The organism is Alteribacter aurantiacus DSM 18675 (genome assembly GCF_000429705.1).
Taxonomy (GTDB): Bacteria; Bacillota; Bacilli; order Bacillales; family Salisediminibacteriaceae; genus Alteribacter; species Alteribacter aurantiacus.
Genome location: NZ_KE386941.1, coordinates 1,897,493 through 1,916,934, shown reverse-complemented (window position 1 = coordinate 1,916,934; position 19,442 = coordinate 1,897,493). Strand labels below are relative to the sequence as shown.

The 19,442-nt window shown below is 46.5% G+C and carries 17 protein-coding genes; 15 read left to right on the top strand and 2 right to left on the bottom strand.

Going from position 1 to position 19,442, the window contains the following annotated elements:
- Window positions 1–71 precede the first annotated feature (71 nt).
- The 11 genes from G476_RS0113170 (at window position 72) to minD (ending at window position 11,236) form a co-directional block, all read left to right on the top strand.
- Window positions 72–1,172 carry a hypothetical protein gene (locus tag G476_RS0113170; protein WP_026690510.1) on the top strand — a complete coding sequence of 367 codons (1,101 nt, stop codon included), beginning with the start codon at window positions 72–74 and terminating at the stop codon, window positions 1,170–1,172.
- 105 nt (window positions 1,173–1,277) lie between these two features.
- Window positions 1,278–1,403, top strand: a complete 126-nt coding sequence (locus tag G476_RS24085; protein ID WP_281170455.1) for a hypothetical protein — start codon at window positions 1,278–1,280, stop codon at window positions 1,401–1,403.
- 195 nt (window positions 1,404–1,598) lie between these two features.
- Window positions 1,599–3,020 carry an aspartate ammonia-lyase gene (aspA, locus tag G476_RS0113160; protein ID WP_026690508.1) on the top strand — a complete coding sequence of 474 codons (1,422 nt, stop codon included), beginning with the start codon at window positions 1,599–1,601 and terminating at the stop codon, window positions 3,018–3,020.
- Window positions 3,021–3,193: 173 nt separating this feature from the next.
- The gene (locus G476_RS0113155) at window positions 3,194–3,772 is read left to right on the top strand and encodes a Maf family protein (protein WP_026690507.1); all 579 of its coding nucleotides are present in this window, start codon (window positions 3,194–3,196) and stop codon (window positions 3,770–3,772) included.
- 75 nt (window positions 3,773–3,847) lie between these two features.
- The gene (gene radC / locus G476_RS0113150) at window positions 3,848–4,522 is read left to right on the top strand and encodes a RadC family protein (protein ID WP_035186996.1); all 675 of its coding nucleotides are present in this window, start codon (window positions 3,848–3,850) and stop codon (window positions 4,520–4,522) included.
- Between the two features lie 163 nt (window positions 4,523–4,685).
- Window positions 4,686–5,837, top strand: a complete 1,152-nt coding sequence (locus G476_RS0113145) for a glycerate kinase (protein ID WP_084405739.1) — start codon at window positions 4,686–4,688, stop codon at window positions 5,835–5,837.
- Window positions 5,838–6,674: 837 nt separating this feature from the next.
- Entirely contained in the window at window positions 6,675–7,715 is a 1,041-nt protein-coding gene (locus tag G476_RS0113140; protein ID WP_026690504.1) for a rod shape-determining protein, read from the top strand.
- Between the two features lie 13 nt (window positions 7,716–7,728).
- Window positions 7,729–8,613, top strand: a complete 885-nt coding sequence (gene mreC / locus G476_RS22000) for a rod shape-determining protein MreC (RefSeq protein ID WP_035186482.1) — start codon at window positions 7,729–7,731, stop codon at window positions 8,611–8,613.
- The gene (mreD, locus tag G476_RS0113130; RefSeq protein WP_026690503.1) at window positions 8,613–9,134 is read left to right on the top strand and encodes a rod shape-determining protein MreD; all 522 of its coding nucleotides are present in this window, start codon (window positions 8,613–8,615) and stop codon (window positions 9,132–9,134) included. The genes mreC and mreD overlap by 1 nt, the downstream gene beginning before the upstream one ends.
- Window positions 9,135–9,670: 536 nt before the next feature.
- Window positions 9,671–10,357, top strand: a complete 687-nt coding sequence (gene minC / locus G476_RS0113125) for a septum site-determining protein MinC (RefSeq protein ID WP_026690502.1) — start codon at window positions 9,671–9,673, stop codon at window positions 10,355–10,357.
- 81 nt (window positions 10,358–10,438) lie between these two features.
- Window positions 10,439–11,236, top strand: coding sequence for a septum site-determining protein MinD (minD, locus tag G476_RS0113120; RefSeq protein WP_026690501.1), 798 nt, complete (start codon window positions 10,439–10,441; stop codon window positions 11,234–11,236).
- Window positions 11,237–11,585: 349 nt separating this feature from the next.
- Here the strand turns inward: minD and G476_RS0113115 are convergent, their stop codons facing one another.
- Complete coding sequence (locus G476_RS0113115) at window positions 11,586–13,142, bottom strand: serine hydrolase domain-containing protein (protein WP_026690500.1); 1,557 nt, start codon at window positions 13,140–13,142, stop codon at window positions 11,586–11,588.
- A gap of 325 nt (window positions 13,143–13,467) precedes the next feature.
- Between G476_RS0113115 and G476_RS0113110 the strand changes: the two genes are divergently transcribed.
- From G476_RS0113110 to G476_RS0113095, 4 genes are all read left to right on the top strand, one after another.
- Complete coding sequence (locus tag G476_RS0113110) at window positions 13,468–14,850, top strand: ABC transporter substrate-binding protein (protein WP_026690499.1); 1,383 nt, start codon at window positions 13,468–13,470, stop codon at window positions 14,848–14,850.
- 282 nt (window positions 14,851–15,132) lie between these two features.
- Window positions 15,133–16,122, top strand: coding sequence for a LacI family DNA-binding transcriptional regulator (locus tag G476_RS0113105; RefSeq protein WP_026690498.1), 990 nt, complete (start codon window positions 15,133–15,135; stop codon window positions 16,120–16,122).
- 100 nt (window positions 16,123–16,222) lie between these two features.
- Window positions 16,223–17,557 carry a carbohydrate ABC transporter permease gene (locus G476_RS0113100; RefSeq protein ID WP_026690497.1) on the top strand — a complete coding sequence of 445 codons (1,335 nt, stop codon included), beginning with the start codon at window positions 16,223–16,225 and terminating at the stop codon, window positions 17,555–17,557.
- A gap of 15 nt (window positions 17,558–17,572) precedes the next feature.
- Window positions 17,573–18,394 carry a carbohydrate ABC transporter permease gene (locus G476_RS0113095; protein ID WP_026690496.1) on the top strand — a complete coding sequence of 274 codons (822 nt, stop codon included), beginning with the start codon at window positions 17,573–17,575 and terminating at the stop codon, window positions 18,392–18,394.
- A gap of 66 nt (window positions 18,395–18,460) precedes the next feature.
- Here G476_RS0113095 and G476_RS0113090 read toward each other — a convergent pair whose 3' ends face one another.
- Entirely contained in the window at window positions 18,461–19,333 is an 873-nt protein-coding gene (locus G476_RS0113090; RefSeq protein WP_026690495.1) for an AraC family transcriptional regulator, read from the bottom strand.
- Between the last annotated feature and the right edge of the window lie 109 nt (window positions 19,334–19,442).

The following is a 19,442-nucleotide window of genomic DNA, read 5'->3' as shown; positions in this document are numbered from 1 at the left end:
TTTTAGTTCTACCAATCGGTGCTAGTTAATAGAGTAAAGTATAACGATCACCGGAAAGGGGTTTGGGCGCGTTGGATAAAAAAAATGTCATTACGGTTCGGATGAATGGCGAAAAGACAATCATCTTTCGTGAAGAAGAAGACGCCGCACCAACAGAAGTGGAACAACCGCAAGAAGACGATGCTTTTCACTGGGTGCTCGCCGAACAAGAGCCCCCACAAAAGCACGTACCAGAAACCAATATCGTCGACTTTGAACAGCGACGTAAAGAAAAACATGCCTTAAGCCTCCCGTTTTGGGATGACGGCAAACGAGACCGAGGCCCGAAGCTCCCGCCAAACAAGCGGAAGAAAAACAGGCCCAACAGGCGAACGTTCTCCTGGCCCGACCTTAGACTCCCAGGAAAAATGCTCGCCATCGTCTTAAGCGCCGTGATTGTTGGGACAGGCTTTGGCCTCATGCTCCTCACGCTTTTTTCAACAAGCGAAATGGACCAAGCAAGCTCAGCTGCACCAGAGGCCGCCCAAGGACCACCAGCTGAAGAAACGACCACCATGCAGCCCGTCGGATCGATCACCGACGACACCTTCACCGGCGGCATCCCCGGACTCACCGTCCACGTCGTACAAGGCGGTGCCTTTTCTACTTCGGAAAAAGGACAAGAGTCCGTTCAAGCCCTACGATCAGAAGGCTACCCTGCCGTGTTGACCACACTCACGGAACCGATGTACTTGTTTATGGGAATTGCGCCGTCGAAGGAAAACATAGACGAACTGGCCCAAGTGTATCAAGGCGTCGGCCGAGATACCTACACGAAGGTCCATGTGATTTCAAGTGACGCGTCCGTCTCTGAAGAAACCGCCGAATACTTGTACGCCGGCACCCAACTCGTGGACGAGCTCGTTCAACTGAGCGTCGGCTTGACCACAGGGGAAGACACCATCTCCCCTCAAGAAGCGAACGGCTTGGCCGGCGAGTGGAACGAATGGAACGCCCAGATCGAGAGTCTCGATGAACCGGACGAGATCATCTTCGCCGCCAAAAACTGGACAGCGAAAATGGGCGAGGCAGTGGAGGCCCTTCAAGGGGATGACGCCACCGGCTGGGATCTCCAGCAACGTTTATTGGAAAGCACGATGCTTTATGAGCAGCTTATAGAGAAATTTGAATAACTGTTTCGTGCAAAGCAACCGGCCGGTTTGAAGGTCGGTTGTTTTTTGGTGGAGGAGGGTGGGGCGGGTTGCGGTAGGGTTGCGTATTTTGTCGGTCGGTGTCGAATGGCCGATAAATACCAATTAGAGCTCGATAAAAGTGGAGTAGTGGACGATAAATCGCGAATAGAGCACGATAAAACAGCAATAGTGGACGATAAAACACGAATAGAGCTCGATAAAAAGAAATGAGATCGATCCACCGATTGTGAACATGGAACACACTGAAACTACGGCCTCACTGAGCCTCTCTGCTGGCCAAAATCCCTCTCATCCGTGCAACTTCTCCTCCTTTTACGCTCATACTAAAGAAACCACTTACCAAAACCGGTCTTTTTCTATACAATAAACATGACGTTTACGAAAGAATCAGGGAGATGAAAACACATGACAGACGAGATTAGAATTGAGCGCGACTTGATGGGAGAGAAAGAAATTCCGGCCGGAGCCTATTACGGCATTCAGACGGTGCGGGCAAAGGAGAACTTCCCAATTACCGGATATCCACCCCACGAGGAGCTCATTCGAGCGTTCGGATACGTGAAGAAAGCGGCTGCTCGCGCGAACAGTCACGTTGGTGTTTTGAATAAAGACATTGCTGAGGCGATTATTAAAGCTGCGGACGAAGTGATTGAGGGGAAATTGAACGATCATTTTATTGTCGACTCCATCCAAGGTGGAGCAGGTACGTCCTTTAACATGAACGCAAACGAAGTCATCGCAAACCGTGCGATTGAGCTGTTGGGCGGTAAAAAAGGCGAATACATAAAGGTGAGCCCGAATACACACGTCAACATGGCTCAGTCCACGAACGATACGTTTCCAACAGCGATTCACATTGCTTGTTTGAACTTAAGCCAAGGACTCATCACGGCGTTAAACGAGCTCATCGAAACACTCCGTACAAAGGAGCGGGAGTTTGATAACGTGATCAAAATGGGGCGCACGCACCTCCAAGACGCAGTGCCCATCCGTCTTGGCCAAGAATTTGGCTCTTACCGCCGATTATTATCTCGAGACTTGAGACGAATTCAAAGCTCGGTCGATCACTTGTACGAAATCAATATGGGTGCGACCGCTGTAGGGACAGGCCTCAATGCCATGCCTGAATATATAACAAAAGTAACAGAATACTTGGCAGAAGACATGAACATGCCGTTTCATAGTGCCGATGATTTGGTGGATGCGACGCAAAACACGGATGCATACACGCAACTGTCAGGTGCGATGAAAATTCTTGCGATCAACATGTCAAAAATCGCAAATGACCTAAGACTTATGAGCTCCGGACCGCGTACTGGGTTTAACGAAATCAATTTGCCACCACGCCAGGCCGGATCGTCCATCATGCCGGGTAAAGTAAATCCGGTCATGTGCGAAGTAATTAACCAGATCTCATTCCAAGTAATCGGCAACGATCACACAATTAGCCTTGCCTCAGAAGCAGGTCAGTTGGAGTTGAACGTGATGGAGCCGGTATTAGTGTTCAACCTTCTTCAATCGTTCTCGATTCTGCAAAACGGGATTGGTGTATTTCGTGAATTCGCGGTTGAAGGGATCACGGCAAATGTGGAACGATGCCGCGAGATGGTTGAAACAAGCGTAGGAATCATTACCGCCATCAATCCGCACGTAGGCTATGAGACTGCTGCGCGAATCGCAAAAGAAGCAATCGCAACGAACATGAGCGTTCGAGAGATCTGCATTGAGCGAGGCATTCTAACAAAAGAAGAGCTCGATAAAATTCTCGATCCAAAAGAAATGACAAAGCCCGGTATCGCCGCATCGGAACTCATTTTCGGAGAATAACACATTGAGACTAGTTCACACAGGGTCAGACCCCCGGAAATAATTTCCGGGGGTCTGACCCCATAAAGATGGATGTCTGACCATCGTTCATTCTGCGTAACGGTGTCGTTTTTTGTGGTATGATGTTTGTACCCTTAAGACGCGGATCGATGCGCCACTAGGGGGAAGCTAAAATGACTCGATTGATACTCGCCTCACAATCACCTCGCCGGAAGGAACTGCTCGAGCAAGCAGGGATCACCTTCCACATGATTTCCAGCCAAGTAGAAGAAACTGTAGATCCATCACTATCATCTGAAGAACTCGTCGTTTCACTGGCTACCCAAAAAGCCGAAGCGGTGTTTAAAGAGAATAAGGACCATGTTGTACTCGGTTCTGACACCGTTGTGTCTATTGACGGGAAGGTTCTTGGAAAGCCTGAGGACAAAGAAGATGCGCGTCGCATGCTTCGTATGCTTTCCGGACGAACTCATGACGTTTATACCGGTGTAGCTGTTCTTTCAGGTGATCAAACGCGTACCGTTTGCGAGAAAGCGAGCGTTCGTTTTTTTGACCTCTCAGATGACGAAATCGAAGCGTACATTAATAGTGGAGAACCGTTTGATAAAGCGGGCAGCTATGGGATTCAAGGTCTCGGTGCCGTTTTGGTTGAACGCATCTCGGGAGATTACTTTGCCATTGTAGGGTTGCCTCTGGCAAAAACGATCCGCGTGTTAAAGGAATTTGACATCGTGGGTGACTGGCAAGCGTAAACCATCATCGCACGAGCACCTGTGACGCGACAACGCCGTCATGCCATGGTTGAAAGGGTGTTGTGTGTGACGGAAATGATGATTCGTGATGTGCCGAAAAGCGAGCGGCCCAGGGAACGGATGCTTCAAGAAGGGCCGAATGCGTTAACAAATCAGGAGCTCATCGCATTAATTTTAAGCTCAGGCACGAAAGAAGAGTCGGTGCTTCAGCTTTCAGGACGCGTGCTTAGGCACTTTGACGGGCTAAAACTGTTGAAAGACGCTTCCATTAACGAATTTGTGGACATTCACGGAATTGGAAACGCAAAAGCGGTTCAGTTGAAGTCGGCTATTGAACTGGGGAGGCGTATTCACAATTTACCCACTGAGGAGCGGTACGCGATTCGTTCTCCTGAAGACGTGGCGAACTTTGTGATGGATGACATGAGACACCTCACACAAGAGCACTTCGTCTGTCTTTATCTCAACACGAAGAACCAAGTTATTTTTAAGCACACTGTGTTTATTGGAAGTTTGAACGCCTCGATTGTACACCCAAGGGAGGTTTTCAAAGAATCTTTCCGTTACTCGGCTGCGTCCATTGTGTGTTTGCACAATCATCCGAGTGGGGATCCCGCTCCGAGCCGAGAGGACATTGATGTGACGAAGCGGTTGGTGGAGTGCGGAAATGTGCTAGGGATTGAGATTTTGGATCACGTGATTATCGGGGATCAGCGGTTTGTATCGTTAAAAGAAAAAGGATATGTGTGAAGGTATTGAAAAAGGTTGGATCTTAAACTTTTTCAATGCCTGTGTGAGACCTCTTTCTAGTGAAAGAGGTCTTTTTGCATTACGTCTAGAAATATTGACAGACGGAATAACGCTCTCTTTCTCAGGGACATTTTGTAACCATCTATACTAGGTAAAGGAGAGAATGAACATGTTAAAAGTCGTGATTGCACCTGATTCGTTTAAAGAATGCATTACTGCCAAAGAAGCGGCGGTGGCTATAAAAGAAGGATTTAAAAGAGGATATGGGAGTGGTGGCATCCAATTCGATCACATTCCAATGGCTGACGGAGGTGAGGGGACGACCCAATCCCTTGTGGACGCCTTAGAGGGAACGATCTATACTGCAACCGTTACAGGGCCGGGCGGAAGAGAAGTGACAGCGGAGTATGGGATTTCCGGTGATGGAGGAACCGCCATTTTGGAGATGGCAGAAGCATCGGGGATCTCTCTTGTTGCGATCGGGGAGCGAAACCCTCTCACTGCGACAACGTACGGGACTGGTGAACTGATTAAAGCGGCTCTCGATCATGGTGTAGACAAAATCATTCTCGGGATCGGCGGCAGTGCGACGAATGATGGTGGTGCCGGGATGATTCAGGCGCTTGGAGGAGCGTTGCTGAAAGTAGACGCGACGGAAGTGGAGCGTGGTGGACAGGCTCTGGTTGAATTGGATCGAATGGACTTGTCGGGTATGGACCGTCGCCTTGAAGACGTTGATGTGGTTGTGGCGTGTGATGTGAACAACCCGTTAACGGGACCAGAAGGGGCAAGTGCCATTTATGGACCGCAAAAGGGAGCCACACCAGAGATGGTGGTCGAGCTTGACGGGGCACTCGCTCACTTTGGGAATAAGCTTGAAGAGGCGAGCGGGAAAACGATCGTGAACGTTCCTGGCGCCGGTGCAGCGGGTGGTCTTGGGGCGGGGCTCCTTGGAAGTGTCGGCGCGAGGCTTGAAAAAGGGGTAGATATTGCCCTGAAGGAAACGCGCTTTCGGGAGCGAGTTGAAGATGCGGATCTGGTGATTACCGGTGAAGGGAAAATCGATGGTCAGACGATTTATGGCAAAACGCCGATTGGTGTGGCGAAAGCGGCAAAAGAGTCGGGCACAAGCGTGATCGCTTTATGCGGCATATGTGGGGACGGGTATGAAAAGGTGTACGAGCACGGGATCGATGCGGTATTTAGTCTGGTTCCGGGGCCCATGGATGTTAATGATGCGATCGCCAACGGGAAGACGTATTTGGCTGATGTGGCTAGGAACGTGGGGTTGGTTTATGGAATGGGTAAAATTTAAGTAGATGAAAAGCACTCGGCTCCGTTTTTGGGCCGGGTGTTTTTTTGGTGGAGGGGGCGGTCTGATTTCTCGGTCCATTTTTTCGTTTATAGGAGGTACTTATGCCTAATTGGATCAATTCTGAAATAAGTGGATCAATCTGCCAATAACTCGGACAAAGTTAAAATAAGTGGATCAATCTGCCAATAACTCGGACAAAGTTAAAATAAGTGGATCAATCTGTGAATAACTCGGACAAAACGAAAATAAGTGGATGGTCCGAAACGCGAAGGACCTTAACGCTTCTTCGTTCGCTTCAGCTTCTAAACGAGGTGTTTGTAGGCTAACTAGAACAATGCTGAAATAAGTGGATCAATCTGCCAATAACCCGGACAAAGTTAAAATAAGTGGATCAATCTGAGAATAACTCGGACAAAACGAAAATAAGTGGATGATCCGAATATCGAAAGATCTCCGGAGGTGGGGAAAAAACGGATCGGGGAAAAGGAGTTGGTGGGAAGGGCTTTTTTAGGTGGGTTAGGATTGGCAACGCTGCCAAGGGCATGTTACAGTTAGGCTGAAATGACGATTTTTAAAACTGCTTGTGAAAATGCTACTCAAGTGTAGTGTTTTTGAGTATAATTAACCGTATGGGTTTTTGTGACTAAACCGGATTAGGGTCCGGGTTACTTTTAGAGAGCAATACCATCACTACTTTTTTTAACGGTTGGCATCGGTGCGGATTGGGTACTGTGCAGGGGAGAAGAGGCGGCTTGTCACGAATGGTGTTCGGAGCGCGTGCGTTGTTCTTCTTTTTTTATCCGTAGCGGGCTTGAAATAGGAAGGGAGAATACATAGATGTTTGGTGGTTTTTCGAAGGATTTAGGTATTGATTTGGGTACGGCGAATACGCTTGTGTATGTGAAGGGGAAGGGTGTTATTGTTCGGGAGCCTTCTGTTGTGGCGATTCGTTCGGACGCTGGTACGATTGAGGCTGTTGGTAATGATGCGAAGAATATGATTGGTCGTACGCCTGGGAATATTGTTGCGATTCGTCCGATGAAGGACGGGGTTATTGCGGATTTTGATACGACGGCGACGATGATGAAGTATTTCATTAGACAGGCCTTGCGTCATCGTTCGATTTTTACGCGTAAGCCGAATGTGATGGTGTGTGTGCCGTCTGGGATTACGGCTGTTGAGAAGAGAGCGGTGGAAGACGCTACGAAACAAGCTGGTGCTCGGGAAGCCTATACGATCGAGGAGCCTTTTGCGGCGGCGATTGGTGCGGACTTGCCGGTTTGGGAGCCGACGGGTAGCATGATCGTTGATATCGGTGGTGGTACGACGGAAGTGGCGATTATTTCACTTGGTGGTATCGTAACCAGCCAGTCAATCCGTATTGCGGGTGACGAGATGGATGATGATATTGTTCAATATGTGAAGAAGACATACAATCTGATGATCGGTGAGCGTACGGCTGAGGCGATTAAGTTTGAGATCGGTTCTGCTGGAAAGCCGGAAGATGTGGAAGATATGGAGATTCGTGGTCGTGACTTGGTGAGTGGTCTTCCGAAGACGATTTCCATTACGGCGGCTGAGATTTCGGCGGCGTTGGAAGATACGGTGGCGAGCATTGTACAAGCGGTGAAGGATACGCTTGAGCAGAGCCCTCCGGAGCTTGCGGCTGATATTATGGACCGTGGGATTGTGATGACGGGCGGGGGAGCGCTATTGCGTAACCTTGATAGTGTGTTGAGTGAAGAAACGAACATGCCGGTCCTTGTGGCTGAGGAGCCGTTGGACTGTGTGGCGATCGGTACCGGTAGAGCGCTTGAAAATCTGCATTTGTTCCGCTCTAAAGCTGGCATTACCGTTCGATCAAATCGGAAAGGGTAAGTAGGTGTCCTGAATGGCCCCATTTTTTTCAAACAAGCGGTTAATTGCGTTGCTTGTTTGCATCATTGTGCTAGTGGCATTGGTCGGGTATTCCATGAGCGAAAGGCGTTCTGCCTCGCTCCCCGAGCAGTTGCTCAATGATAGTGTTGGCTGGGTTCAGTCTGCCTTCTCAAGACCCGCTCACGGTGTAGCGGGTTTCTTTGAGAGCATCAATGATATGCGAACAATCTACGAAGAAAATAAAGTGTTAAAGTCTCATTTGGACGATTATGCGGCGCTGCAGGTGGAATTGTCTGAGCTTCGTCGTCACAATGAGGAGCTTCAAGGGTCTCTTGAGTTGTTGGACGACCCGGAGATTTATGATTTTTCCTTGCGTTCGGCCATGATGATCAGCCGTTCTCCTGATCGGTGGACCGAGTACATAGGAATTAACAAAGGTGCGCAACACGGGATTGAAGAGGATATGGCAGTGATGACGAGTAAAGGTTTGATTGGTAAAGTACGGAGTGTCTCTCAGCTCACATCAACGGTGCAGCTGTTGAGTGACCAGGACCGTACGAACCGGATCAGTGCCATGGTAGACGGAGAAGAAGCGGTGTTTGGCTTCATTGAAGGAATCAGCGATGAATCCGGCTATCTTCAGTTTACGAAAATCGATATTGATGCTGAAATTGAAGAGGGGATGACGGTTGTCACTTCCGGACTTGGTGGTGTGTTCCCGAGAAACCTTGTGATTGGTGAGATCGTGGAATATGAGTCAGATGAGTTCGGCTTGACGCAACAAGCATACGTGAAACCTTCTGCCGACTTTAATCAGCTCGATTACGTGATGGTCGTGGAACGTGAAGCGGCATCTCTTGAATCTGATATCGATCCTGAAAATGAGGACAATGACTGATGATTCGATATTCCATTTTTCTTGTCCTCTTCTTGTTTTTCGTACTTGAGGGAACGGTTTATCAAATCTTTGCACCGGATTTGCACGGGTTTAGTTATACATTAATCCCAAGATGGGTGCTTCTTGTGATCGTGTTTGTTGGCATTTTGCAAGGGCGTGGAGCGGCGATGCTTTATGCGATCGGTTTTGGCATTTTGTATGACGTTATCTATTCTCCCCTTCTAGGTGTGTATACGTTTGGAATGGCTGTGATGGTGTACTTAGTGTCTTTTTCCATTCCGTTTTTTCAAAAAAACCTTGGTATGACGATTTTCATGGCTCTTCTCGCTGTGGTCGGTCTCGAGTATTTTGTGTACGGCATGTATTCGTTGATGGGGCTTGCGAGCCAGCCACATAATATGTTTTTCTACATGAGGTTATTGCCAACCTTCGTGTTTAACGGTTTGATTCTCGTAGCAACTGGCTTTTTTATTCGCAAGTGGATTTTATATGTGGTAAAAAGAAAGCAGGAGTTGCTGTAGGCTAGGGTTTTATGGTGGAGGAATGAGGTTGGGATAGGAGTGTTTTTATTAATGAAAACACGAACATACTATATGCGGTGCAAATACGCCGCTTCTGAAATATACTTCGCTTTCCGCGGGAAGCGGCTGAGCCTCCTCAGGCTTTGCCTTGCGGGGTCTCACCTTCGCTTTTCTTCCCGCAGGAGTCTACGTATATTTCATCCGCTCTGTACGCGTATTGTTCGTATTTTCATCTAATACTTCCTTTCTGTCACGCCTAATTAGGAACATCTTGTTTATTAAAAGAAATAGAGGCGGAGTTGAACGGAATATGCGACACTCCTGCGGAATCACGAGACAGGTGAGACCCCGCAGTGGGAACCACGAGGAGGCTCACCGTGAGTCCGCGGAAAGGGAGTGTATTCCGTTCAACGTAGCTTAAAAGATTCGATTTAAATAAAAAGCAACCTAGGTGTTTATCGATGGGAAGCTTGAGGTATCTTCATGTAAACGAACATCTGTCGTTTTTTTCAAATACAGGTTAGAGGTGATTGATCATGACTCAAAAGCAAGTGAAACAGCAAAACGTCATCATAAAAGGAACAAAAGACGGCTTAACATTTGTCTTAAATGATCAATGCGCCTTTGAAGATGTGATGGAAGAGTTGGCAGACAAGCTCTCGGAGCGTCCGCAACCACAAGAAAATAGCGCCCGTGTGCGAATCAAGCTCGTGACTGGCAAACGCTATTTGGAAAAAGAGCAAATCGCCATGCTTCAAGAACAGTTTAACGATCATATTTCAGCGGATATTGATACAATCGAAACCGATGTGATCACAAAAGAGGAAGCGGAAGAAATGCGATTGGACAGCCAGATTACACGACTGGCACGCGTGGTTCGCTCAGGACAAGTCATTGAGGTTCGAGGCGATTTAGTTCTGATTGGGGATGTAAACCCCGGGGGGACCGTGAAAGCTACGGGCAACATTTATGTACTCGGTGCCCTTCGTGGGGTCGCCCATGCAGGGAGAAATGACAACAAACAGGCGGTCATTTGTGCCGGTGAGATGAGCCCATCCCAGCTTCGCATTGCTGATGTAATTACGAGGCCCCCAGAGCAAGAAGGGGACGGAGTAAGGGAAATGGAATGCGCGTATATCGATGAGAACGACCAAATTGTTCTTGATCGTATGTTAAAAGTAGGTCAAGTCCGCCCTCATATTTCGGATGACTTGCCTGAATGATAATAATAGCCATTTGGTTTTTTCGTGGTAGAATAATAGATAGACGAAGGATCATGTGTGCATAGAAAGGGGAGATCGAACGTGGGAGAGGCCATCGTCGTTACTTCTGGAAAAGGTGGTGTCGGTAAAACGACAACGACCGCAAATTTGGGGACAGCCCTTGCTTTGAACGGAAAAAGAGTGTGCTTGGTGGATACGGATATCGGTCTTAGGAACCTTGATGTGGTTATGGGTCTTGAAAACCGGATTATCTATGACTTGGTAGATGTCGTGAATGGAGATTGTCGCCTTCATCAAGCCCTCATTAAAGATAAGCGTTTTGAGAGTCTGTCTCTTTTGCCTGCAGCTCAAACAAAGGACAAGTCCGCTGTTCAGCCGGCACAAATGAAAAAGCTGGTTGAGGAATTGAAGCAAGATTACGATTACGTGTTAATCGACTGTCCTGCAGGAATAGAGCAGGGATATAAAAATGCTGTGGCTGGTGCCGATCAAGCAATTGTGGTCACGACACCGGAGATTTCTTCTGTACGAGATGCGGACCGCATTATCGGTCTTTTGGAGAAAGAAGAGATATCCGCACCGCGCCTGATCGTAAACCGTATTCGCCCGCAAATGATTAAGACGGGTGATGCGATTGAAGTGGACGAGATTGTGTCGATCTTAGCTGTTGATCTTCTCGGTATTGTTGCTGATGACGATGACGTGATCAAAGCATCAAACTCCGGCGAACCGATCGCGATGGATCCAAAAAGCCGTGCTTCATTGGCTTACCGAAACATCGCCCGTCGCATTAGCGGAGAGTCCGTTCCTCTCATGAACCTTGATGAGGATAAAGGCATGTTTACGAAAGTGAAAAAATTCTTTGGCATTCGTGCGTAAGATTGTAGATAAGATTAACCCTCAAGAGCAAATGGTGCTCTTGGGGGTTTTTTGTGTTTATTCGGAAGGCGGGAGGATGGGCTAACCCGTAAAATCTGATGCCTAAGTCGTAAATAGATTACATGTTCCGTAGAATCCAAGATGTTAAGACGTAAATAACTCACCCCGATCCGGGGAATCCAGGATCCGAACCCGTGAATGAGGGTGGTGGAGGTGCGAGAAATGCTTGTCTGGATCTCACCCGTGAATTCCAATCGTGAAGCTGTAAATAAATAACAAGTACCGGGGAATCCAGGATGCTAAGTCGTAAATTAACTAGCTGAACTCGTAAATCCCCTCCCTTAACCCGTCAATCTATCGAAATCTCTCCTTCAATAACAGTTTCCTCATCATATGAGATCCTTTCAGTCAAGATCAGCCTCTCAAAATCTTCACCTTTAAAAGTCAATTCCCATGAGAGTGAGTAGAGATATTCCATTCGATCAAAATCTATATAGAGGCTGTCTTCTTTCCATTCTCCTTCACTTCGGACGGCTCCTATAATCTCATTATGGCTTACACGGGGGCCACTTTTTGAACCAATGAGAATCTCAGCTATTTTATCTCCCTCTAGGATGCTTAGAATCATATCATCGTCATTAAACGTAAACGTGATCTCATCCCATTTATAGTCATTAGGTTCTAAGTTGTATCTGTTACCGTCCAGTTCTTTTACGTTAACGGGTAAATGATTGACAATTCCTTCTCCATTCAGCGCTTCCGGTTGGAGGTATTCTGATAAAGCAGTCCACTTTTCCTCATTTTCCTCAATCGATGTGTCAGAAATCACGGATTGAATGATCGGTGCAAACATTCTTGGAAGACTGCTTCTCTCAGAAGGGGAATACCCTGATGTGAAGACCGTAACCAAATCCAAGTCAGGCATTACGGCGATATACTGACCATAGGCTCCTTGAGCATAATAAACCGTTTCGTCTTCAATAGTATCAACATACCATTGATATCCATAGTGACTATCATACAATGTTTCATCCAGAATAGTTGTTTCTGTGGATGCTTCAATCCATGATTCTGGCACTACCTGTTCCCCGTCCCAGTTGCCATTATTTAAATAAAGCAAGCCGATCTTCCCCATATCTCGAGGCGTCATGGCGAGGCCGTTTGAGCCGGCTGCTATGCCATTTAGTTCAGTAAAATAAACATTTTCAATATGTAAGGGATCGAACAGGTACCTTTGTGCAAAATCAACCGTTCGTGTATTCGAAGTTTCCTGAATCATAGCCGAAATTAAATGGGAATCAGCGCCACTGTAGTTGTAGGAGCTATCAGGTTCTTCTTTCACCGGTAGGTCTAACATGAACTGAAGGGGGTCCTCTAAGCTGAAATAATTCCTATTGTAACGTAATTCCAATCCTGAACGCATCTTTAAAAGATGTTCCAAAGTAATGTCTTGTTTTTCTTTTGGACTTTCCAGAGAGTAGTCTGAAAAAACATCTGTCAGACTGGTGTCCAAATGAAGGTGCTCTTTATCGACTGCAATACCGGCCAGTGATGACATAATACTTTTCGTAACAGAATAGATCCATTGTTTTATTTCCGGTGTGTAGCCTTTGTGGTATTTTTCTGCAACGATATAGCCGTTGCGGATAATGATGGCACTATGCAAGTTGGAATAATAATCATCAAGCTCACTAAAAACGTCAATGAGCTTACCAGAATCCATGCCTTGTGATTCAGGTGTTGCTAAACGCCATTCCTCTGTCGGAAAATAGCTGTCCTGTTCGGAAAAATACTTCTCTCCATATGGCCCATATTCGTTTGATGAACTCCCGGTTGAGATGTTCTCACAAGCTGTAAATACGAGAAGAGCAGAGAGTGAAAGAAGAGTGTATATTCTTCGCTTCATGATGACCTCCTTAAAAAAAGTGTTTCTACATATACGAGTGAATATGGAAAAAGTTTCATATAGCATCTAAATAATATGCACTTTAAGGATGGAAACATAAAATTCTGAATTTTAACAAAAAAGTACTTGAAAACGTTTTCATACACTCATATAATAAATCTATGAAAACGATTACATACTTTCACATGCATTTACGAGACTTTTGATTAATCCAACCTCTGTTAAATGCTCTTTTTTAAGAAAAGTATGAAATCGTTATCAGATATTTCGATCATCAAAACATCCATGAACTCTCAAACATACTTATCTTTAAGGGGGAAATGAAATGAAGATCTGGAAGAAGGTTTTAACGGGTACGGTTGCCATGTCGATGGTTGCTATGATGGCAGCATGTGGAGACGATGAGGATACGGATGCGACCACGGATCCTGCTGACGGGGATGACACGGAGCAAGAAGATGACGGGGCCGACGATGACGACGAAGCTGGAGACGATGACGCTGACGAAGGTGACGCAGCAGCTGGCGATCAAGAAGAAGTAACCATTACCTATGCTCGCGGAAATGATGCCACAGGTAGTACCGACGTTTTAATCGAAGCCTTTGAAGAAGCATTTCCTCATATTACAGTTGAATATCGTGATATGCCGTCCGATACGGGACAGTCTCACGACCAATACGTAACAGAATTTTCGGCAGGGGACGCGACAATCGATGTATTTGATGCGGACGTGATCTGGCCGGCAGAGTTTGCTCAAGCAGGATACGTTCTCCCACTTGATCGTTTTATTGAAGAAGATGGTATCGATATGGATGCTTATTTCCCGGGGACGGTAGAATCGGGTCATTTTGATGGTCGTCAGTGGGCGATGCCGAAATTTACAGATGCTGGACTTCTTTACTACCGCACAGACATTGTAGATGAGCCACCGACTACGTGGGACGAGCTCCTTGAGATGGCAGAAGAGTATGCGGGCGAAGAGGGGACCGAGTTTGGTTACTTGATGCAAGCGAACCAATACGAAGGACTTGTTGTAAACGCCATCGAGTTTATTAGCGCGTACGGTGGGCAAGTGCTTGATGAAGACCAAAACGTAACGGTGGACAGCCCGGAGACTGTGGCTGCGATTGAAAAAATGAAGGAGATTGTTGACGCGGAGTCTTCTCCGAGTAACATTTTAAACTTTGACGAGCCGGCAACGCACACAGCGTTCCTTGAAGGACAAGCCGTATTTGCCCGTAACTGGCCTTACATGCAATCGATGACGGAGGACGAAGATCAGTCACGTGTTGCAGGAAATGTTGGATTCGCCCTTTTACCAGCCGGTGATGCAGGAAGTGCTGCTGGACTTGGTGGCTGGATGACGATGATCAACCGTTACAGTGAAAACCCTGAAGCCGCTTGGGAATTCGTGAAATTCATGACGGGCCCTGAAGGTCAGAAGATCTCAGCTATGGAAGGCGGACTTGCACCAACGATCGCAGAACTTTATGAAGACAGCGACGTTCAAGGTGTGGCTCAGCTCTTTGCAGACGAAGAATTCGTTCGCACGCTAGACAATGCCGTACCAAGACCGATCACGCCAATCTATCCGCAAATTTCAGACATCATGCAAATCGAGCTGTCAAGAGCGCTCGCAGGAGACATTAGCGCAGAGGAAGCAGCATCGAACATGCAAACACAAATGGAAGCAGCGTTAAGCGAGTAACGAGCAGGTGAATGGAAGTGGACGAGGACGTTCACTTCCATTATTTATAAGCTGTTTTTGAAATTATACAGAGTAACGTATGGAGCGAAGGGTGGCGACTCCTGCGGGAATAGCATCAGCTGAAGACCCCGCAGGGCGTTTTTCCCGAGGAGGCTGAAGTGATGCCCGCGGAAAGCGTCCGCCTGGAGCGAAATATACTCAATCTAAATTTAAAAGTCGTGTGAAAAACGGCAGTACACAGGGATCTTACATCCGTTAAATGGAACTAAAGAGGGGATGCACATGGCTACAATTAAAGAAGTGGCAAAACGGACTGGGCTTTCACCGAGTACGATTTCTCGAGTGATCAACAACCATCCATACGTAGACGATGACAAGCGAAGGACCGTTCTCGCTGCAATGGACGAGCTCGGTTACGTTCCGAATTCATCAGCCAGACGACTGCGCGGTCAAAAAACGAATACGATTGCTGTGATCATTTCACGAATCGTAAACCCATTTTTCAGTCACTTGGTCGATTCTATGGAAAAGATTGCAGGGGAAAAAGGGTATCAACTGATCTTGTGTGATTCCCGGCTCGATTCAAAGCGAGAAATTGAACATCTAAAACTGTTGAAAACGAAGCAAGTGGACGGAATCATCATGGCATCGATGCAAAACAAATGGGCCGAGCTAGAGCCATTTACAAAGTACGGGCCGATTATCGCATGCAACGAATACGATTCCGATGCAATTATGCCTACCGTCAAGTGTGATCAAAAACTCGGTGGCTACTTGGGTGCCAAGCATTTGATCGAGCGAGGCCACACGAAAATTGCCTACGCCGGCGGAGCCGATCGCATTGAACTTACATATGACCGGAAACAAGGCTTTATGAAGGCACTTGAAGAACATGGTCTTTCGGTCAAAGAGGATTGGAATTTTATTAGCTATTACGGAATTGAAGATGGGAAAAGCATTTTTCAACGGATCTACGCCATGACTGACAAACCGACGGCTATTTTTGCAGGAGGAGATGAAGTGGCGGCCGGTATTATTCAAGAAGCGAAGCGGTTTGGTTGCCGGGTTCCTGAAGATCTTGCGGTCGTCGGGTATGACAATCAACCGATTGCCGATTTGATTGATCCGGGAATTACGACGATCGAACAGCCGATCAATATGATGGGCTCCAGAGCGATGGAGCTGATGGTCGATATGATCAAACATAAGCGTAAAGGGAAAGCCCAAACCGAGATGCTTCCTCTTCAATTGATCATTCGACAGTCGACGTAAACACTGTTGTATAGGAATTTTACCGCCTTCAATTGAAGGCCTTTCTTTTACAATTTGCTGAAAACGATTTCACAATTTGGTTAATAAAGGAGGAACAGACATGGGGGAAAAAAAGAAGCGGGGGTTTAGTTTAACGGAGTCACAGCTCGGTTATTTGATGGTCTTGCCGGCGATTATTTTGATTTCAGTGATTACCCTTTGGCCAATCGCCCAATCGTTTTACAACAGTCTTTTTGACTATCGATTAAATGATCCGACCCGAAATCAAACGACACTAAACTATCAAATCGACTTGGAAACGTATGTGGATAATCAATTTTATCTTGAGCGTGATTTGTCATCTCTGGCTTCCTCAGCCCAAGGAGAGGTGCAAGCGTACCTTGAACAGCTAGAAATGGATATTGCCTCTCACCACCAAGAGCTTCTTGAATTGGACGGAATGGCTGAACAGTACGATGAAGTGGACGATATGGTGATGATGTTTCAGCCTGTAAACGATTCGGATCTTCGGTATGCGAGGCTGCCAAATGACTTCGCCGAATCTTACACAGAAACGATCGAGGACGGACGGGCGCAAATTCAACAGTTCATTGAAACCACATCGGATGAAGGATTGGAAGACGAGCTGACGTCACTTGGGGCTAGTCTATTAACAACAGATCGCAGCCTGATTCGACCGAACTTTATCGGACTTACAAACTACGGAAAGTACCTTCAAGATGACCGGATGTGGCGAGCCATGTGGAACACGGTTTTGTTTACGACCGTTTCTGTGTTTTTCGAGCTTGTAATCGGTCTCGCTGTAGCACTCGTAATAAACCGGGCGTTTTTCGGACGAGGTATTGTTCGAGCATCCGTTCTTATTCCATGGGCAATTCCAACGGCCGTTGGGGCGATGATGTGGCGGTATTTATACGACGGTCAGTCTGGCGTCGTGTCTCATTACTTTGCCCAGCTCGGCATTATCTCTGACTCGTCTGTGTTGCTCAGTACAGGATCCGGGGCTATGGCTGCAATCATTTTAGCTGACGTATGGAAGACGACGCCGTATATGGCGCTTCTGTTATTAGCCGGGCTACAAACGATTCCTCGAACGCTTTACGAAGCAGCAGAAGTGGATGGAGCGAATAAGATTCAGACGTTCATCAAGATTACCTTACCGATGCTTAAATCGGCGATTCTCGTAGCCCTGTTGTTCAGAACGCTCGATGCGTTTCGTGTGTTTGACCTCATTTATGTATTAACCGGGGGAGGACCGGCAAACAGAACAGAATCGATTTCCGTTTATGCGTATAAGGTTCTCTTTGCTCAGCAGAACTTCGGTGAAGGTGCCGTGTTATCGGTAATTGTGTTCATTTCAGTGGCGATCATCAGCACACTATTTATAAAAATCATCGGCTCCGACTTGTTTGAAAGTCGTGGCGGCAGAGGATAAAGGAGGATACCGACGATGGAAAAGAAAGCAGGAATCAAGTTTTACGTGTTTTTAAGTCTCTTTGTATTCGTGATCATGTTTCCGTTTATTTGGGTGTTTCTCACATCAATCAAGCCGCCGATCGAGATCTTCTCCGGATTCAACTGGTTCACAACGAATCCCACGTTTCAATCGTATATAAGCGCCTTTAACACGCGGCCCCTTCACTTGTACATGTGGAACAGCTTTGCCGTTTCCACATTAACGACGGTTCTCGCCATTTCTGTTGCTTCTCTCGCGGCATACGCGTTAACACGGCTTCCGATTCGCTTTAAAGGAGTGATCTTAGGAGTCGTACTGGCTGCGGCTATGTTCCCACAAATCGCGATCATCTCACCGATCTACAACTTAATCACAGGCCTTGGCCTTCGTAACAGCTACCTTGGCCTTGTGATTCCGTACATTACGGTCAGTTTGCCGTTGGCGATTTGGATTTTGGCGACGTTCTTTAAAAAGATTCCGTACGAGCTCGAGGAAAGTGCCAAGCTTGACGGGGCAACACCGTTTCAAACTTTTCGAAAGATCATCTTCCCACTGGCGGCACCAGGTGTATTTACGACGGCGATTCTCGTGTTTATCGCTGCGTGGAACGAGTATCTGTTTGCGTTGACGATCAACACCGCCGATCGCTGGCGTACGATTCCAGTCGGGCTTTCCATGTATGAAAGTCAGTACACGATTCCATGGGGCGATATCACTGCCGCAACGGTTGTCGTGACGATTCCGATTGTGATCATCGTACTCCTTTTCCAGCGACGAATCGTAGCGGGTCTTACGTCTGGCTCAGTGAAAGAGTAGGGGAGAATGTAAAAAGGCATGGAGGGTGGTCTCCATGCCTTTTGTTATACAAATAAAAGTGAATAACTATTTTTTCAAAACCGGAATCCAAATCTCACATTTCACGGTAGGTGAAGATAAATCCTTGCTCTTGATAGACAAGATTTCAGGTCCTTTTGTTACTTGATAGTTTGATGACGGGAACCATTCAGAATAAATTCTTCCCCACGTTTCCTGAAGGGTGCTAGGGAATGGACCTGTTGATTCGAATATCGCCCAGGTTAGGTCAGGAACGTCAAGTTTTACAAAATGTTGAGGGTTTTCTTTGGTTGTTGCGACTCCTATATACTGATCCAATTCTCCTTTTCCTTCCATACGTCCTTCAGAAAAGTTAGTAGACGCTTGGATCATGCCTTCTGGATTGACATTAGAGAGCGTTTGTAATTCCTCTATTTTTTCGATTGTTAACGATTGCCACATTGCTGCTATTTCCGGATTTTCACCTTCAAAAACAATGGGTACTCGTTTCATAATACCTACAATGTTAAATGCATCTTTTTGTTCAATTCGGTAATTCATTTCATGTCCTCCTTTAATTGATAACTGGAAGGTCATGAATGGAAATGCTTTTACTAACTGATCCTTGCTCCTTGCCTCAGAAGGTGTTACACCATGTAAGCTGACAAAAGCTCTCGTAAAGGAATCTGCCGAGTTGTAACCATATTTCATCGCAACGTCGATTACTTTTATGTTGCTATTCTGAAGCTCAGCTGCTGCTAAGCTTAGTCGTCTCCGGCGTATATATTCGGATAACGCCATTCCAGCGAGGAAGGAAAACATTCGTTTAAAGTGATACTCGGAACATTGAGCTAATTTTGATATCTCTTTGAAGTTTATGTCGTTAGTAAGGTTTTCTTCAATATAATTCATGGCATTATTCATACCCTTTAGCAAATCCATCTCCTGACCTCCTTTCATCAATAGAATAACAGGAGTACTATTTCGTCATCCGACATTTTGTGCACCGTTTTGTAGGATCACTTTAATCTTTATATATACAGGTTAAAAA

Coding starts and splice junctions, on each gene's coding strand:
- G476_RS24085 (WP_281170455.1), top strand. CDS start 1,278: ATGGCCGATAAATACCAATTAGAGCTCGATAAAAGTGGAGTAGTGGAC.
- aspA (WP_026690508.1), top strand. CDS start 1,599: ATGACAGACGAGATTAGAATTGAGCGCGACTTGATGGGAGAGAAAGAA.
- G476_RS0113155 (WP_026690507.1), top strand. CDS start 3,194: ATGACTCGATTGATACTCGCCTCACAATCACCTCGCCGGAAGGAACTG.
- radC (WP_035186996.1), top strand. CDS start 3,848: ATGATGATTCGTGATGTGCCGAAAAGCGAGCGGCCCAGGGAACGGATG.
- G476_RS0113145 (WP_084405739.1), top strand. CDS start 4,686: ATGAACATGTTAAAAGTCGTGATTGCACCTGATTCGTTTAAAGAATGC.
- G476_RS0113140 (WP_026690504.1), top strand. CDS start 6,675: ATGTTTGGTGGTTTTTCGAAGGATTTAGGTATTGATTTGGGTACGGCG.
- mreC (WP_035186482.1), top strand. CDS start 7,729: ATGGCCCCATTTTTTTCAAACAAGCGGTTAATTGCGTTGCTTGTTTGC.
- mreD (WP_026690503.1), top strand. CDS start 8,613: ATGATTCGATATTCCATTTTTCTTGTCCTCTTCTTGTTTTTCGTACTT.
- minC (WP_026690502.1), top strand. CDS start 9,671: ATGACTCAAAAGCAAGTGAAACAGCAAAACGTCATCATAAAAGGAACA.
- G476_RS0113115 (WP_026690500.1), bottom strand. CDS start 13,142: ATGAAGCGAAGAATATACACTCTTCTTTCACTCTCTGCTCTTCTCGTA.
- G476_RS0113110 (WP_026690499.1), top strand. CDS start 13,468: ATGAAGATCTGGAAGAAGGTTTTAACGGGTACGGTTGCCATGTCGATG.
- G476_RS0113105 (WP_026690498.1), top strand. CDS start 15,133: ATGGCTACAATTAAAGAAGTGGCAAAACGGACTGGGCTTTCACCGAGT.
- G476_RS0113100 (WP_026690497.1), top strand. CDS start 16,223: ATGGGGGAAAAAAAGAAGCGGGGGTTTAGTTTAACGGAGTCACAGCTC.
- G476_RS0113095 (WP_026690496.1), top strand. CDS start 17,573: ATGGAAAAGAAAGCAGGAATCAAGTTTTACGTGTTTTTAAGTCTCTTT.
- G476_RS0113090 (WP_026690495.1), bottom strand. CDS start 19,333: ATGGATTTGCTAAAGGGTATGAATAATGCCATGAATTATATTGAAGAA.